The sequence below is a fragment of the Streptomyces sp. AgN23 genome, assembly GCF_001598115.1.
Classification (GTDB): domain Bacteria; phylum Actinomycetota; class Actinomycetes; order Streptomycetales; family Streptomycetaceae; genus Streptomyces; species Streptomyces antimycoticus.
Genome location: NZ_CP007153.1, coordinates 5,234,163 through 5,248,394, shown reverse-complemented (window position 1 = coordinate 5,248,394; position 14,232 = coordinate 5,234,163). Strand labels below are relative to the sequence as shown.

Genomic DNA, 14,232 nt, shown 5'->3' with positions numbered 1-14,232 from the left:
GCCCTGCCACGGCCGGCCGGCCATGCTCCGGTGCCGGACGTGCCCCGGTGTGATGCGCCACAGCGCGCGTGCTCCCTGCTCGGGCGGGCGCGCCGGTGGGCATCAAGGTGGCGCCGACCGCGAAATCAGAGGAAAGTGGAGATATCGGGCATGATGCACGAGCGATGACGGCTGCCTGCGGGACGCCTGTGGCGCCCCCAGGGACATGAGTGAGGTGAGCGGCCTTGCGGGAGAGGTTCCGTGCTGTCCAGGGCGCACCGTGCTGGGTGAGTCTCATGGCGGCGGATCTGGACCGCGCGCACACCTTCTACGGAGAACTCTTCGGCTGGGGCTTCCGCCCCACCCGGCAGGGTCACGGCCGTTACACCATCGCGTACACCGAGGGCGGCGTACCGACCGTCGGCATCGGCGCCTCGTCCCCGTCGGCGGGGGTGACCCTCCCGGTCATCTGGACCACGTACTTCGCGGCGGACAGCGCGGACGAGGTGGCCTCGCGCGTCCAGGAGCGCGGTGGCACGGTCGCGGTCGGGCCGCTGGAGTTCGGCAGCGGCCGGGTGGCCTGGGCGGCCGACCCGGACGGGGCCAACTTCGGCATCTGGGAGGGCGATCTGACCTCCGCCTGGTGGGGCGAGCGCAGACCGGGCGCGCCCGTATGGCTGGAGCTGCGCACCCGCGACGCCTTCGAGGCAGCGCTCTTCTACGGGCAGGTCTTCGGCTGGGACAGCCAGGAGCGCGAGCGCTGCGACGTCCGCTTCGAACACGACCGGGTGGTCCTCCATATCGACGGTAAGGCGGTCGCGGGGCTGCGCGGCGGCGCCATCGAGGCCGCTCCGGACCCGAACGTCCGGCCCCGCTGGCGGGTCTACTTCTGCGTGAAGGATGTCGACGAGGTCGCCGAACGCGCCGCGGAGCTCGGCGGCGGCATCCTCTCCCCGCCGACCGATACCCCCTATGGGCGCGTCGCGGCGCTGCGCGACCCGGAGGGCGGCATCTTCAACGTGGCGGCGATCAGGAATGAACCCGCCGACGGGGATGCCGCTTCCGCGGGGTCCGGCTGAGGAGCAGCGCGGGGAAGCGTGTACTCGTCGCCGAGGGCGCGCTCGATCGGTTACGTCGTGTGAACGAGACGTGTGGTCGAGATCGTGATCGGGGAGAGCGAACCGGGCCTCGACGGTCGTAGGTGGTGCGGCCTACGATCGGAGATACGGCATCGCGTGTCGGTCACCGGCTGGGTGAGGCATGGAGGTGCCCGTGAGATTGCCTTACGGAGGCATTCCACAGTGTCTGTCGAGTTGAATCACACGATCGTCCATTCTCTGGACAACCGCGAATCCGCAGAATTCCTGGCGAACATCCTCAACCTCGAGGTGGGAGAAGAGTGGGGCCCGTTCGTTCCGCTGGAGACGAGTAACGGCGTCACCCTGGACTTCGCCACCATTCCCGGTGAGTCGATCGTCATGCAGCATTACGCGTTCCTCATTTCGGACGAGGAGTTCGACGCGGCTTTCGAGCGGATCCGGCAGCAGGGGGTCACGTACTACGCCGATCCCCATCTGAAGCAGCCGGGCGAGATCAACCACCATCACGGCGGGCGCGGGCTGTACTTCATGGACCCGGCCGGTCATGGCATGGAGATCATCACTCGCCCGTACGGCAACGAGGAGTAACCCGGGGCGGCCCTGGACCATGGGCCCCGCATCGGGCAGACCCTGAACCACGAACGGGCCGGGGCGTATGTGCCCCGGCCCGCCTTCGCGCCGCGGTCAGCGGTCAGCGGTCAGTGTTCGGCGGTCAGCGGTCAGCGGTCAGTGTTCGGCGGTCAGCCGGGCCGGTCCTCGTCGTGCTCCATCCGATCCCGGCGCTCCCGCCACTCCCGGACGACCTCGTCGATGTCGAACGGCGTGAGATGGAGCGGCGGGCCGGGCGGGGGTCGCCGGATCGCCTCACGGATCTTGTCATTGACCTCCGAGAGGATCTCCCGCACCACCCGTTCCGAGGGCGCCTTTTCCACGGCGGCGAGCGCGTCCTCCGCCTCTTTGCGCAGTACGAGTGTCGGGGGCAGAAACGACAGATTCTCGCGGGCCATCTTCTCCTTGACCCACCACAGATCGTCGTAGGGCTTGTCGAGGTTCGGGAGAGGTTTTCCCTTTCCCGGGAGGTTCGCGAACGCGCCGCGTTCCTCCGCCTCGCGGATCTGTCGGTCGGCCCATGTTTCGAAGCTGATGCCCGGTGGCTTTCGCTCGGTCACCCTCAGATTCTCCCTCGGACGGCGCGAAACGCGCCACAGGCCGTCTCGGAGGTGGGAGGAGAGGACCGGCAGCAGATCCTGGAACGTCCGCGTCCGGCCGGTGGCGGGCGCGCCGATCGCCGACATCTGCCAGGCCCCACCCGCCCCGCCCTCGCGGTGCACCTTGGCCATGATCTGGGCCGTGTAGGGGCCGCCGCCCCTCAGGGTGTAGCGGGCCAGCTCCTGTCCGTTGGTCTCGTCGATCAGACGGCAGAAGGCGTTCTGCACCTCGGCGAAGGTCTGTCCGGTGAAGGAGCTCACCGTGAACAGGATCTGATCGACATGGGCCGGAACGCGCCGCAGATCGATCAGGATCGATTCGTCGTCGCTGCCCTGACGGTCATGTGCTTCCTTTCTCGCTCGTCTGATGCAACCGGGACGGTTTCTGCGAGATCTTCAGCCGGTCGCGCAGAAACGGCAGGATGCCGCGGTGCAGAAGGGCCCTCAGCCAGGCGTCGCGGGCCGTGGCCACGGCCGCGTCATTCCGGCGCCTGACGTGGGGCGGGTGCGTGTACGGAAGCCGTTGGGCGCGCGGGTGCTGGTCGGGGGCCGAGGTGCGGTGGCGTACGGCGGTGACGAGCAGGCAGGCCACTCCCGCCGCCAGAGTGACCGCCGCGATCGTCGCGCTGGTCAGCCCGGCGGTCAACAGTGCCTCGGCCAGCTCGCGTTGGGAGTGGAAGAGCTTCAGCAGTCCGCCGAGGAGCAGAAAGGACGCGGCCGAGGCACCGGCCAGGGCCGGTGCGAGGACGGCGAGCACCGGCAGCAGCCCACGGACGCCCGCCGTGGGGAAGGGGACGCCCGCGGCGGACGAAGCAGAAGGGGCGGAGGGGGCAGAGGGGGCAGGCGTAACGGGCGCGGTGGACGGGCTCATCGCCGCTGCGGCGCGTTGCCGGAGGTACGCGGCGTATTCGGGCGCGGCGGCCGTCGCGATCGCCTCGCTCTCCACCAGCGCCTGGGACCGCAGCCGTTGGACGTCAGCGTCCCCGGTGGCCCCGTTGCGCCGCAGGGCCTCACGGATCTCCGCCGTACGCAGCGCCTGGTGCAGCGCCCGCTCGAAGTCGGGCCTGTCCTCGGCCTGTAACCCGGGTGGGGCGGTCATGTCCGCTTCCTCGATGTGTCCGAACCGTATGAGCTGCGGGCCCGACGGCCGTGGGGGAGGGCGTCAGAGATTGACGCCGAAGTCGGAGGCGATGCCCGCGAGCCCCGAGGCGTACCCCTGGCCGACCGCGCGGAACTTCCACTCCGCGCCATTGCGGTAGAGCTCGCCGAAGACCATCGCCGTCTCGGTCGCGGCGTCCTCGCTCAGGTCGTAGCGGGCGAGTTCGGCGTTGTCGGCCTGGTTGACCACCCGGATGAAGGCGTTGCGGACCTGGCCGAAGTTCTGGTCGCGGCTGTCCGCGTCGTGGATGGAGACCGGGAAGACGATCCTGGCGATCTCGGCCGGCACGGCGGCCAGATCGACCTTGATGGCCTCGTCGTCGCCCTCGCCCTCACCGGTCAGATTGTCGCCGGTGTGCTCCACGGAGCCATCGGGGCTGGTGAGGTTGTTGTAGAAGACGAAGTGCCGGTCGGACGCGACCTTCCCGGCCTCGTCGCACAGCAGGGCGCTCGCATCGAGGTCGTAGGCGGCGCCCGTCGTCGTCCGTACGTCCCAGCCCAGGCCGACGACGACCGCGCTCAGGTCCGGCGCCTCCTTGCTCAGCGAGACGTTGCCGCCTTTGGACAGGGAAACTCCCACGATCTCCTCCAGGTGCTCGGTGGACCGGAGGTAAAATCTACAGCACTGTAGAATCAAGCGGGACGGAGGCGGAGAGGTTGGCGCGATCTGGCAGGCCGGGACCGGACCGGGGACGACAGCCAATCAACCCATCGACCGGCCCCCACCGACCCCCACCGACTCATCGGCCTACGCGGTGGCGAGCGACACCTCGGTCGACTTGATCAGCGCGGTGACGCGGCTGCCCTCGGTGAGCCCCAGCTCCGCCGCGGCGTCCTGGGTGATGGCGGCCGTGATCTCCTGGTCACCGCCGATGGCGATGACAACGGTGGCCATGGCGGCCCCGAGGGTGAGACGGGTGACCGTGCCCGGGAAACGATTGCGGATGCTGAGCCCCGAGACCTCCCCGGTGGCCAGAGCCACCTCGGTGGCCTTGGCCAGCGCCGTCACCTCGGAGCCCTCCCCAATACCGAGCTCCTTCACGGCGCTCATGGTCACGGCGGCCGTCACCATCTGACCCCCGGACAGCCGCCCCTGGACTGTGGCCATGACCTCGCCCGGGGCCACGGACACGACGGTAGCGGGGAGCTGATTGCGGATGCTGAGACTCATCGGTGCACCACCCCGGAGGCGGAGGTCAAGGGCCTGATACGCCTCACCCTAGGCATCCGCCCAAGGATCCGCGCGCCGACGCACGCCACTTCCCCACAACGCACGCCCCCACGGCCCCCTGCCCCCGCAACGCACGCCCCCACAACGCACGCCCCCACGGCCTCCTGCCCCCACGACGCCTGTCCGCCCGCCCCACACCACGCGTCGCCCAGGCGCACCCGACCGCCCACCCCACGTACGATCGGACGAATGCGCCGCTCTCCAGCCGACCTCGTCCGCGAATTCCACCTGGCCTTCGGCCTCGACGCCCGTACGACCCCCACCGAGGTCTCACCGGAACTCGCCGCCCACCGCCAGGACCTACTGGCCGAGGAGTGCGCCGAAGTAGCCGAGGCGAGCGCCCAGGGCACCATCGACCACCTGGCCCATGAACTGGCCGACGTCGTCTACGTCGCCTACGGCACCGCCCTGGTCCACGGCATCGACCTCGACGAAGTGATCGCCGAGATCCACCGGGCCAATATGACCAAACTCGGCCCCGACGGCCGCCCCACCCTGCGCGCCGACGGCAAGGTCCTCAAGGGCGCCCACTACCAGGCCCCCGACATCCCGGCCGTCCTCCGTCGCCAGGGCTGGACCGACGCGTCCGCATAGCGACACAACGCCGTACGCGGAAGCCGTGCTGCGCCCTCACCGAGAGCTGACCGGGGCGCACCGCCTCGACGCCATCTTGGGTGCCGCAGCGACGAGTTGACTGATCGCTACTTCGTGGCCCCTGACCGCATGTCCTACGAGCGCTGATCCGCCTGGACGGGGGCGAGATGGGGCCGGCCGATCGGCGTCGCGGCCCGCGCAGACCGCGGCCAGGTACTGCGCGCCAACTGATGGCTCCCAAGACGGCCCCCGAAACGCCTCAGGGGCCCGACCCGCTTTCGCGGATCAGGCCCCTGACCTGTGTTCCTTCAGTCGGGGTGGCGGGATTTGAACCCACGACCTCTTCGTCCCGAACGAAGCGCGCTGCCAAGCTGCGCTACACCCCGAAGCAACGAGCTCTACTTTAGCGGACCTGTGGCCAGAGACGAAATCCGGTTTCCGAGGTCTCGCAGGTCGGGGCGTTTCGGGCGGTCCCGGCGGGTGGGGGTGGGGTCAGAGGGTCTGGGGGGTGAGGGTGAGCAGGGTGGCTTCCGGGGGGCAGGCGAAGCGGACCGGGGTGTAGCGGTTGGTGCCGCAGCCCGCGGAGACGTGGAGGTAGGAGGTGTGGCCGCCGGCCTGGTGCTGGGAGAGGCCCTTGACCCGGCGGGTGTCCAGGTCGCAGTTGGTGACCAGGGCGCCGTAGAAGGGGATGCACAGCTGGCCGCCGTGGGTGTGGCCGGCGAGGATCAGGGGGTAGCGGTCGGCCGTGAAGGCGTCGAGGACGCGTAGGTACGGGGCGTGGACCACGGCGAGGGAGAGGTCGGCGCCCGCCTCGGGGCCGCCGGTCACCTCGGCGTAGCGGTCGCGCTTGATGTGGGGGTCGTCGAGGCCGGTGAGGGCGATCTCGATGTCCTCCAGCTTCAGTCGGCCGCGCGTGTTCGACAGTCCGACCCAGCCGGCCGCGTCGAAGGCGTCACGCAGCTCCGTCCACGGGTTGTGGATGGCGCCGACCACCGGGGCGTTGCCGTTCAGCCCATGCCGTCCGCTGGCCTTCTCGAGCAGATACCGGGCGGGGTTGCGCATCTTCGGTCCGTAGTAGTCGTTCGAGCCGAAGACATAGGCGCCGGGGAACTCCATCAGCGGGCCCAGCGCGTCCAGGACCTCCGGCACGCCCTCCGGGTCCGAGAGGTTGTCCCCCGTGTTCACCACGAAGTCGGGGCGCAGCCCGGCGAGGGACTGGAGCCAGCGCTGCTTCTTGCGCTGTCCGCTCACCATGTGGATGTCGGAGATCTGCAGGACGCGCAGGGGCCGCATCCCCTGCGGGAGCACCGGAACGGTGATCCGCCGGAGCCTGAAGGACCGGACTTCGAAGCCGGCGGCGTAGGCGAGGCCGGCCGCGCCGACCGCCGTGATTCCCAGGGGTACTCCGTATCGCGCGCGCATGTCGTCCATGGTCGCAGAACGCCGCCGGGGGAGAAATCTTCGGGTGATTCCCGGCCAGTGCTGGCAGACTCGACGCCATGACCACCACGCTCAAGTCCAGGCTGCAGGACGATCTCACCGCGGCGATCAGGGCGCGCGACGAGCTGCGTTCCTCGACTCTCCGGCTCACCATCAGCGCGATCACGAAGGAAGAGGTCGCGGGCGAGAGGGCCCGTGAGCTGTCCGACGCCGAGGTGGAGAAGATCGTCGCGCGGGAGTCCAAGAAGCGCCGTGAGGCGGCCGAGGCGTTCGAGAAGGGTGGACGTGCGGCGCAGGCCGAGCGGGAGCGGGCGGAGGGCGAGGTGCTCGCCGAGTATCTGCCGAAGCCCCTTACGGACGACGAGCTGGACGCCCTGGTGGCCGAGGCGGTGGGGGAGGCCGCGGCGGGCGGTGCCGAGGGCCCGCGGGCCATGGGCGCCGTGATGAAGATCGTGAACCCGAAGATCGCCGGGCGGGCGGACGGCGGCCGGGTCGCCGCCGCGGTGAAGCGGCAGCTCGCGGGCGGGTAACCAGGGGGCGGGCGGGTCGCTCTCTCCGTGTGCGTCGCGTTGCACCGTGCTTGCTCTGTGTTGCCAGCCCATCGCCGTGGCAACCGTAAGGATCGCAGCGTCGCCATCCCGTCCACATGCGAAGGGGGCCGGACATCTCTGTCCGGCCCCCTTCGGCGCTTCATCGCGAGGCTTCGCTACTGCGGCCAGTGCCAGCCGCCGTCCGCCTTCCCGTTACCGCCGTTGCCGCCATTCCCGTTGCCGCCGCCGATCAGGTCCGGGGGCAGGGAGATGTCCGGCCACGGGTTGTCCTTGCCGCCGTTGCCACCGTCGTCGTTGCCGCGGCCCGGCTTGTGGTCGCGGTCATCCGGCTTCTTGCCGTCGTGGGGCTTGCGCTCGTTCGGGTCCTTGATCGGGACCTTCACGAAGTTCGGCGCCGGCTTGCCCTCCAGCGCGCCGCTCATCGCGTCCTTCCAGATCGGGCCGGGGGTGTCCGCACCGTAGACCTTGTCGTGGGGGACGCCGCCGATGGTGATGTTCTCCATCTTGACGCCCTTGGCGCCCGGGCCGCCGACCCACACCGCACCGGCCAGGTTCGGGGTGTAGCCGACGAACCACGCGGCCCTGCGCTCGTCCGTCGTACCCGTCTTACCGGCGCTCGCACGGCTCTGGAGGCCGGCCTGCTTGCCGGTGCCGTCCTCGACCACTCCGCGCAGCAGCGTGTTGATGGTGTCCGCGGTCTTCGCCGACATCGCACGGGAGCACTTCGACTGCGGGACCTTGAGCTCCTTGTGGTCCGGGCCGGTGATCGACTCGATGAAGACCGGGGAGCAGTAGACACCGCGGTTGGCGAAGGTCGCGTAGGCGTTGGCCATCGTCAGCGGCGAGAAGCCCTCGGAGCCGAGGGTGAGGGAGGGCACCTGGTTGTGCTCCTCGCCGTCGGCGCGCTTGACCCCCATCTTGTCGGCCATCTGCGTCACCGGGCAGACTCCGATGTCGCTGATCAGCTGGACGAAGTAGGTGTTGACCGACTTGGCGGTCGCATCCCTCATCCCGTACGGGCCGACCTCGTTCTCGTTCTCGTTCTCGACGGTCGCGCCCTCGTCGTTGGTCCAGGTCCCCTTGCAGGTGGTGACCGGGCTCGGATACGCCATCTTGTACGGCGAGGAGTAGCGCTGGTACGGCTTCTTGCCCTGCTCGATCGCGGCCGCCGCGGTGATCGGCTTGAACGTGGAGCCGACCTGGAAGCCGTAGTTCGAGCCGCCCATGGACTTGTCCGCGGACAGGTTGATCTGGGTCTCGTTCTCACCGAAGCCGTACGGCCTGGACTGGCCCATCCCCAGCACCTTGCCGGTGCCCGGCTCGACGAGCGTCACCGCGGTGGCCACCGGGTCGGACTGGTAGACATGCGCCTTGATCGACTTCTGGACCGACTTCTGGGCCTTCGGGTCGAGCGTCGTACGGATCGTCAGACCGCCCTGGGTCCAGCGCTTGGCGCGCGCCTCCGCCGTCTTGCCGAAGGCCGGGTCGTTGAGCAGGGTCTCGCGGACGTAGTCACAGAAGAACCCGGCGCCCTGGACGGCCGTGATGCAGCCACTCCTGGGCATGCTGACCTTCAGGCCGAGCGGCTTCTTCTGGGCCGCGGCGGCCTGCGCCGGAGTGATGTCCTTGACCTGGGCCATGCGCCGCAGAACGGTGTCGCGGCGCTCCTTGGCGGACTTCGGGGCGCTGACCGGGTCGTAGCGGCTGGGCGACTGGACGAGACCGGCCAGCAGCGCCGCCTGCTCCAGCTTCAGGTCCTTGGCGGACTTGCTGAAGTAGCGCTGAGCCGCGGCCTCGATGCCGTACGCCTGCTGCCCGAAGAAGGTGATGTTCAGGTAGTTCTCGAGGATCCGCTTCTTGCCCAGTTCCTTCTCGACCTTGATCGCGTACTTCAGTTCCTTGATCTTGCGGCCGATGGACTGCCGGGTGGCCTGGGCGACCTTCTCCTTGTCGTCGCCCGCCTCCTCGACGAACACGTTCTTCACATACTGCTGGGTCAGCGTGGAGGCTCCCTGGGAGACTCCGCCTTCCTGCGCGTTGGTGTTGACCGCGCGCAGCACGCCCTTGAGGTCGACCGCCCCGTGCTCGTAGAAGCGGGCGTCCTCGATCGCGACGATCGCCTGCCGCATATACGGGGAGATGTCGTTCAGCTTCACGATCGTCCGGTCGCGGGAGTAGACCTTCGCGATCTCCCCGCCCTCGGCGTCCAGGATCGTCGTCCGCTGGCTGAGCGGCGGTGTCTTGAGATTGGCCGGAATTCCGTCGAACTCCTCGACGGTTCCCTTGGCCGCGAGGCCGAGCGCCCCGACGGCGGGAAGCGCGAGCCCGGCCATCACGGCACCGGCCAGCGCGCTGACGCCGAGGAACTTGGCGGCCTGTTGAGCGGCGGACAGGCCGCCGCTCGAGCGCGTGTTTCCCATAGGACGCAGCCTACGTCTCGAATCGCCGGACAGGGGACCGGGTGTTCGCATACGCTGTTTCACGCCAGTCACAGGTGAGTGGCTGAGCCACACCTCCACCCTCACTCAAGTGAGCAATGAGAGCTGCCCGGATTGCGGCCTCTGTCCCGAGCTGCCCGTTGTTCGGCGGGTGAACTGCCCGTATTTGCACTAGTAATCGCAAATGTCGTCAGCTCACTCCGTTGGGTGATCTGCCGCGTACCCATAGTCCGTTCGGACCATCCAAGATTGGGCCTGCAGGGGGTGTTGCGCCTTGTCTCGCTTCCGTAACGTCCTCAACTGGCGACGGTGAATATGCCGTTTGTCGCCGTGGGGGAGCTCCGATTCGGGAGAGGACGGCGCCAGCATGGGCTGGGTAACCGACTGGAGTGCGCAGGCCGCCTGCCGCACTACTGATCCAGATGAACTGTTCGTCCAGGGCGCGGCACAGAACAGGGCCAAAGCGGTCTGCACCGGATGCCCGGTGCGCACCGAGTGCCTTGCGGATGCCTTGGACAACCGCGTGGAGTTCGGCGTGTGGGGAGGGATGACCGAGCGCGAGCGGCGAGCACTGCTGCGCCGCCGGCCGACGGTGACCTCCTGGCGCAGGCTCCTGGAGACCGCGCGCGTCGAGTACGAGCGCAGCGCGGGGATTCTGCCCTTCGACGACGAGGACTACGAGCGCTTCGCCGCAGTCGGATAGGCCGGACGGCGGCGCGCCGGCGGTCGGCTGACGGCCTGCCGGTGTGAGCGTCTCGCCTCACCATCACCTCACCCACCTCTCGTCATCGGCACGAGTGGGGGTGCGAGTACGGCGCGCCTCGTCAGGGGCGGGTACGGGTACGCGCACGCCTCCGAGCACGACCGCGGCCAGGGCCGCGGTCGGCCGTGGGGGCGCGAGTGACATGGGTGACGCGGGCTAACGGATCGACGCGGGCCGGGGGTTGGTCTGCGGCTGGTCTGTGATGGGCTGCGATCGATCTGCGATCGATCTGCCGCCACCTGCGCCACTGGTGGCGCTCTGCGCCGCCGGCGACTGTGGCTTGCCGTGTCCCGTGTGTGCGCCGCCGGGCGCCATGCGCCGCTTGCTGGGTCGCCGTGTCCGCCAATGCGCGCTACGTGCGCCCGCTCGTCTGTCTGCCTCGGCTTGCCTCGGTGCGTCTGCCTGTCTCGGCGACGGTCACCTAGGCCGGTCACCGCGGTCCGACGCCGCCGTGCGTCACGGTCCATCACCGCCGTGCGTCACGGTCCATCACCGCTGTCCGTTATGCGTGCTGCCTGCCGTGCGTCTGCGTCTCCTTCATGCGCGTTCATTCGCGTTCATGCGCGCTGCCGACCGCCGCGCGGGCACCGACTCAGCCCGCGCGTTTGGTCCGTTCCAGTGGGACCGAGAGGCGATCGCCGATCGCTCGCAGCCCTGCCAAGTCGTGTACGTCGCCAGGGAGTGCGGCCACTTGGGCCACCGGAACCTCGGGGTGGAGAGCCGTGAAGCGGTCGTGTGTGCGCTGCTCGCGTCCGAGCACCTGCATACGCTCCGCGTGCAGCCGAAGCAGGCCCGCGGCGAGCCGCTCCGCCGACGAGTCCGCCGACGTGGGGGAGACGTCGGGGTCCGCTGCCGAGGGGTTCCGCGCTTGAGCATTCCCTGAGGGAGGATCGACAAATCCGCCGTCGGCAAGATTTTCTGCCCCGGCATCGTTCTTGGCCGGATCGCTTCCCTCCGCCGCGTTCGCGAGCGCATCGTCCGGATCCGCCGGATCCGCGGGGTCGCCCGTCAGGGAAAGGATCTCCGCGGCGGCCAACGCCCGTTCCGCGGAAAGCTGTTCGGCCCCGCTGCCGTGCACCCGGTTCAGCACCAGCCCGGCCAGCGGCATCTGGTCCGCGGCCAGGCGTTCGACGAAGTACGCGGCCTCCCGCAGGGCGTCCCGCTCGGGTGCGGCCACCACGAGGAAGGCGGTACCGGGAGCCTGCAGTAGCCGGTAGGTGGCCTCCGCGCGAGTACGGAATCCGCCGAACATGGTGTCCATCGCGGCAGCAAACGTCTGAACGTCGCGCATCAGCTGCCCGCCGAGCACCTTGCTGACCGTGCCCGTCATCATCGACACGCCCACGTTCAGGAACTTCATCCCGGCCTTGCCGCCCACCTTCGCCGGCGCCATCAGCACCTTGATGAACTTCCCGTCCAAGAAGGAGCCGAGACGTTTCGGCGCGTCCAGGAAGTCCAGCGCCGACCGGCTGGGCGGGGTGTCGACGATGATCAGGTCCCATTCGTCGCGGGCCCGGAGCTGGCCGAGCTTCTCCATGGCCATGTACTCCTGCGTGCCCGCGAAACCGGCCGAGAGCGACTGGTAGAAGGGGTTCGCGAGGATGGCCCGGGCGCGCTCGGGGTCGGCGTGCGCCTCGACGAACTCGTCGAAGGTCCGCTTCATGTCCAGCATCATGGCGTGCAGTTCGCCGCCGTCCCCGTCGCCGACGCCCTCCACCCGGCGCGGGATGTTGTCGAGCGCGTCGATGCCCATGGACTGGGCGAGCCGGCGGGCCGGGTCGATGGTGAGGACGACGACCTTACGGCCGCGCTCGGCGGCCCGTACGCCCAGGGCGGCGGCGGTGGTGGTCTTGCCGACGCCGCCGGAGCCGCAGCACACCACGATGCGGGTCTGCGGATCGTCCAGCAGGACGTCGATGTCCAGCTCGGGTGCCACGTCCATGCCCATGCCGCCTCCTGCGTACGACTCGTTGTCCGTGGCGCCCTTACGGCGGGCGCCGCTCACGCCGGCCACTGCTTGCGCAGGTCCGTCGCGAGCCGGTAGAGCCCCGCCAGGTCGATGCCGTCCGTAAGGAGCTCCAACTCGTGCAGCGGCAGCCCCAGGCCGGTCAGCTCGGCGCGCTGCGCCCGCTCCAGCGCCACCCGCTCGGCGTGCTCCCGCGCCTGCTCCAGCAGTGGGTCGACCAGCCGCTCGGCCATGCCGCCGCGGCGCGCACCGCCCAGGCCCGCCTGGGAGAGCGCCTTGGCGACGGCCGTGCGCTGCCCGTTGGCGACGGCCTCGACGGCCTCGTGGTCGAGGACCGCGGGCCGCACCATGTTGATGATGACCCCGCCCGTAGGGAGACCGTCGGCGCGCAGCTCGGCGATGCCGTCCGCGGTCTCCTGGACCGGCATCTCCTCCAGCAGGGTCACCATGTGGACCGCCGTCTGGGGCGACTTCAGGACGCGCATGACGGCCTGTGCCTGGTTGTGTATCGGGCCGGTCCGGGCCAGCCCCGCCACCTCGTCGTTGACGTTCAGGAAGCGGGTGATGCGGCCGGTGGGCGGCGCGTCCATGACCACGGAGTCGTAGACGAAGCGGCCGTCCTTGCCCTTACGGCGCACCGCTTCGCACGCCTTGCCGGTCAGCAGGACGTCCCGCAGCCCCGGGGCGATGGTGGTCGCGAAGTCGATCGCGCCGAGCTTCTTGAGGGCGCGTCCGGCCGAGCCCAGCTTGTAGAACATATGGAGGTAGTCCAGAAGTGCGAACTCCGGGTCGATCGCCAGAGCGTGCACCTCCCCGCCGCCCGGCGCGGTGGCGATCTTCCGCTCCTCGTAGGGCAGCGGCTCCGTTTCGAAGAGTTGTGCGATGCCCTGACGGCCTTCGACCTCGACCAGCAGGGTGCGCCTGCCCTCGGCCGCGAGGGCCAGCGCGAGTGCGGCGGCGACCGTGGTCTTGCCGGTTCCGCCCTTACCGCTGACGACATGGAGCCTGCTCACACTGGGGAGCCTAACCAGTCGCCCCTCGCCCTACGCACCAGGGCCCGGCGGAGAGGCATTACAGTCGGCCCCATGACCAAGTGGGAATATGCGACCGTACCGCTGCTCGTACACGCCACGAAGCAGATTCTGGACACCTGGGGCGAGGACGGCTGGGAGCTGGTCCAGGTCGTCCCCGGGCCGAACCCTGAGCAGCTGGTGGCCTACCTGAAGCGGGAGAAGGGCTGATGGCGGGCGGCACCGTCGAGGGCAGGCTCGCCGGGCTCGGCCTGAAGCTGCCCGAGGTCGCGGCGCCCCTGGCCTCGTATGTGCCCGCGCTGCGCACCGGTCCGTACGTCTACACCTCGGGCCAGCTGCCGCTGGTCGAGGGGAAGCTGGGCGTGACCGGCAAGGTCGGCGCGGAGGTGACCCCGGAGGAGGCCAAGGAGCTGGCGCGCACCTGTGCGCTGAACGCCCTGGCCGCCGTGAAGTCGGTCGTCGGTGACCTCGACCGGGTCGTGCGTGTCGTGAAGGTCGTCGGTTTCGTCGCCTCGGCACCGGACTTCACCGGCCAGCCGGGTGTCGTCAACGGCGCGAGCGAGCTGCTGGGCGAGGCCCTGGGCGACGCGGGCGTGCACGCGCGCAGCGCGGTGGGCGTGGCGGTGCTGCCGCTGGACGCGCCGGTCGAGGTCGAGATCCAGGTCGAGGTCGCCGACTAGCGAGCGTCGAGGTCGCCGGCCGACGGGCCTCGACGTCGGGGACTGGGGGCCGGACCCTTGGGCGGGCCGTGCCGGTGGGCCGGTGGGCGCGGA

General features: G+C 69.7%; 15 protein-coding genes, 1 tRNA gene and 1 pseudogene. 7 read left to right on the top strand and 10 right to left on the bottom strand.

The features are described 5' to 3' along the window. The first annotated feature begins 275 nt into the window (after positions 1 to 275). Complete coding sequence (locus AS97_RS22450) at positions 276 to 1,058, top strand: VOC family protein (RefSeq protein ID WP_059148194.1); 783 nt, start codon at positions 276 to 278, stop codon at positions 1,056 to 1,058. 222 nt (positions 1,059 to 1,280) lie between these two features. Further along, positions 1,281 to 1,667 carry a VOC family protein gene (locus AS97_RS22445; protein ID WP_059148193.1) on the top strand — a complete coding sequence of 129 codons (387 nt, stop codon included), beginning with the start codon at positions 1,281 to 1,283 and terminating at the stop codon, positions 1,665 to 1,667. A gap of 152 nt (positions 1,668 to 1,819) precedes the next feature. On the opposite strand, the gene AS97_RS22440 is transcribed toward AS97_RS22445, so the two are convergent. The 5 genes and pseudogenes from AS97_RS22440 to AS97_RS22420 all read right to left on the bottom strand — a co-directional run bounded on the left by AS97_RS22440 (position 1,820) and on the right by AS97_RS22420 (position 4,616). Then, positions 1,820 to 2,248 carry a DUF1992 domain-containing protein gene (locus AS97_RS22440; protein WP_059148223.1) on the bottom strand — a complete coding sequence of 143 codons (429 nt, stop codon included), beginning with the start codon at positions 2,246 to 2,248 and terminating at the stop codon, positions 1,820 to 1,822. 159 nt (positions 2,249 to 2,407) lie between these two features. Next, positions 2,408 to 2,656, bottom strand: a pseudogene (locus AS97_RS22435) (TerD family protein); the annotation flags it as partial. Then, positions 2,628 to 3,386 (bottom strand): hypothetical protein, encoded by a 759-nt coding sequence (locus AS97_RS22430; protein ID WP_210565521.1) that lies wholly within the window; start codon positions 3,384 to 3,386, stop codon positions 2,628 to 2,630. The pseudogene AS97_RS22435 and the gene AS97_RS22430, both read right to left, overlap by 29 nt. Positions 3,387 to 3,449: 63 nt before the next feature. Further along, the gene (locus AS97_RS22425) at positions 3,450 to 4,025 is read right to left on the bottom strand and encodes a TerD family protein (RefSeq protein WP_059148191.1); all 576 of its coding nucleotides are present in this window, start codon (positions 4,023 to 4,025) and stop codon (positions 3,450 to 3,452) included. 168 nt (positions 4,026 to 4,193) lie between these two features. Beyond that, positions 4,194 to 4,616 carry a TOBE domain-containing protein gene (locus AS97_RS22420; RefSeq protein WP_125762102.1) on the bottom strand — a complete coding sequence of 141 codons (423 nt, stop codon included), beginning with the start codon at positions 4,614 to 4,616 and terminating at the stop codon, positions 4,194 to 4,196. A gap of 249 nt (positions 4,617 to 4,865) precedes the next feature. Here AS97_RS22420 and AS97_RS22415 point away from each other — a divergent pair, with 249 nt between their 5' ends. Next, positions 4,866 to 5,270 carry a MazG nucleotide pyrophosphohydrolase domain-containing protein gene (locus AS97_RS22415; protein ID WP_059148189.1) on the top strand — a complete coding sequence of 135 codons (405 nt, stop codon included), beginning with the start codon at positions 4,866 to 4,868 and terminating at the stop codon, positions 5,268 to 5,270. 312 nt (positions 5,271 to 5,582) lie between these two features. Here the strand turns inward: AS97_RS22415 and AS97_RS22410 are convergent. Together AS97_RS22410 and AS97_RS22405 are read right to left on the bottom strand one after the other, a co-directional pair. Further along, a tRNA-Pro gene (locus AS97_RS22410) sits at positions 5,583 to 5,656 on the bottom strand. Positions 5,657 to 5,762: 106 nt separating this feature from the next. Next, a complete protein-coding gene (locus AS97_RS22405) occupies positions 5,763 to 6,692 on the bottom strand; it encodes a metallophosphoesterase (protein WP_197049258.1) in 930 nt (309 codons plus the stop codon). A gap of 77 nt (positions 6,693 to 6,769) precedes the next feature. Between AS97_RS22405 and AS97_RS22400 the strand changes: the two genes are divergently transcribed. Further along, a complete protein-coding gene (locus tag AS97_RS22400) occupies positions 6,770 to 7,240 on the top strand; it encodes a GatB/YqeY domain-containing protein (protein WP_059148187.1) in 471 nt (156 codons plus the stop codon). Positions 7,241 to 7,416: 176 nt separating this feature from the next. On the opposite strand, the gene AS97_RS22395 is transcribed toward AS97_RS22400, so the two are convergent. Then, positions 7,417 to 9,681 (bottom strand): transglycosylase domain-containing protein, encoded by a 2,265-nt coding sequence (locus tag AS97_RS22395; RefSeq protein ID WP_125760792.1) that lies wholly within the window; start codon positions 9,679 to 9,681, stop codon positions 7,417 to 7,419. A 385-nt stretch (positions 9,682 to 10,066) separates the two neighbouring features. Here AS97_RS22395 and AS97_RS22390 point away from each other — a divergent pair, with 385 nt between their 5' ends. Further along, positions 10,067 to 10,402 carry a WhiB family transcriptional regulator gene (locus AS97_RS22390; protein ID WP_014061756.1) on the top strand — a complete coding sequence of 112 codons (336 nt, stop codon included), beginning with the start codon at positions 10,067 to 10,069 and terminating at the stop codon, positions 10,400 to 10,402. A 652-nt stretch (positions 10,403 to 11,054) separates the two neighbouring features. Here AS97_RS22390 and AS97_RS22385 read toward each other — a convergent pair. After that, complete coding sequence (locus AS97_RS22385; RefSeq protein ID WP_059148222.1) at positions 11,055 to 12,410, bottom strand: ArsA family ATPase; 1,356 nt, start codon at positions 12,408 to 12,410, stop codon at positions 11,055 to 11,057. 53 nt (positions 12,411 to 12,463) lie between these two features. Continuing rightward, positions 12,464 to 13,441: an ArsA-related P-loop ATPase gene (locus AS97_RS22380; RefSeq protein WP_059148185.1), complete on the bottom strand. Its 978-nt coding sequence runs from the start codon at positions 13,439 to 13,441 to the stop codon at positions 12,464 to 12,466. Between the two features lie 72 nt (positions 13,442 to 13,513). On the opposite strand from AS97_RS22380, the gene AS97_RS22375 reads away from it, so the two are divergent. Beyond that, positions 13,514 to 13,669 (top strand): DUF4177 domain-containing protein, encoded by a 156-nt coding sequence (locus AS97_RS22375; protein WP_020870215.1) that lies wholly within the window; start codon positions 13,514 to 13,516, stop codon positions 13,667 to 13,669. Then, on the top strand, positions 13,669 to 14,139 hold the full coding sequence (locus AS97_RS22370) for a RidA family protein (RefSeq protein WP_059148184.1): 471 nt from the start codon (positions 13,669 to 13,671) through the stop codon (positions 14,137 to 14,139). The genes AS97_RS22375 and AS97_RS22370 overlap by 1 nt, the downstream gene beginning before the upstream one ends. The last annotated feature ends 93 nt before the right edge of the window (positions 14,140 to 14,232 follow it).

Excerpts from the sequence above, each read along its gene's own strand:
- AS97_RS22450 (WP_059148194.1), top strand. The coding sequence starts at position 276 with ATGGCGGCGGATCTGGACCGCGCGCACACCTTCTACGGAGAACTCTTC.
- AS97_RS22390 (WP_014061756.1), top strand. The coding sequence starts at position 10,067 with ATGGGCTGGGTAACCGACTGGAGTGCGCAGGCCGCCTGCCGCACTACT.
- AS97_RS22395 (WP_125760792.1), bottom strand. The coding sequence starts at position 9,681 with ATGGGAAACACGCGCTCGAGCGGCGGCCTGTCCGCCGCTCAACAGGCC.
- AS97_RS22420 (WP_125762102.1), bottom strand. The coding sequence starts at position 4,616 with ATGAGTCTCAGCATCCGCAATCAGCTCCCCGCTACCGTCGTGTCCGTG.
- AS97_RS22405 (WP_197049258.1), bottom strand. The coding sequence starts at position 6,692 with ATGCGCGCGCGATACGGAGTACCCCTGGGAATCACGGCGGTCGGCGCG.
- AS97_RS22375 (WP_020870215.1), top strand. The coding sequence starts at position 13,514 with ATGACCAAGTGGGAATATGCGACCGTACCGCTGCTCGTACACGCCACG.
- AS97_RS22385 (WP_059148222.1), bottom strand. The coding sequence starts at position 12,410 with ATGGGCATGGACGTGGCACCCGAGCTGGACATCGACGTCCTGCTGGAC.
- AS97_RS22400 (WP_059148187.1), top strand. The coding sequence starts at position 6,770 with ATGACCACCACGCTCAAGTCCAGGCTGCAGGACGATCTCACCGCGGCG.
- AS97_RS22370 (WP_059148184.1), top strand. The coding sequence starts at position 13,669 with ATGGCGGGCGGCACCGTCGAGGGCAGGCTCGCCGGGCTCGGCCTGAAG.
- AS97_RS22430 (WP_210565521.1), bottom strand. The coding sequence starts at position 3,386 with ATGACCGCCCCACCCGGGTTACAGGCCGAGGACAGGCCCGACTTCGAG.
- AS97_RS22415 (WP_059148189.1), top strand. The coding sequence starts at position 4,866 with ATGCGCCGCTCTCCAGCCGACCTCGTCCGCGAATTCCACCTGGCCTTC.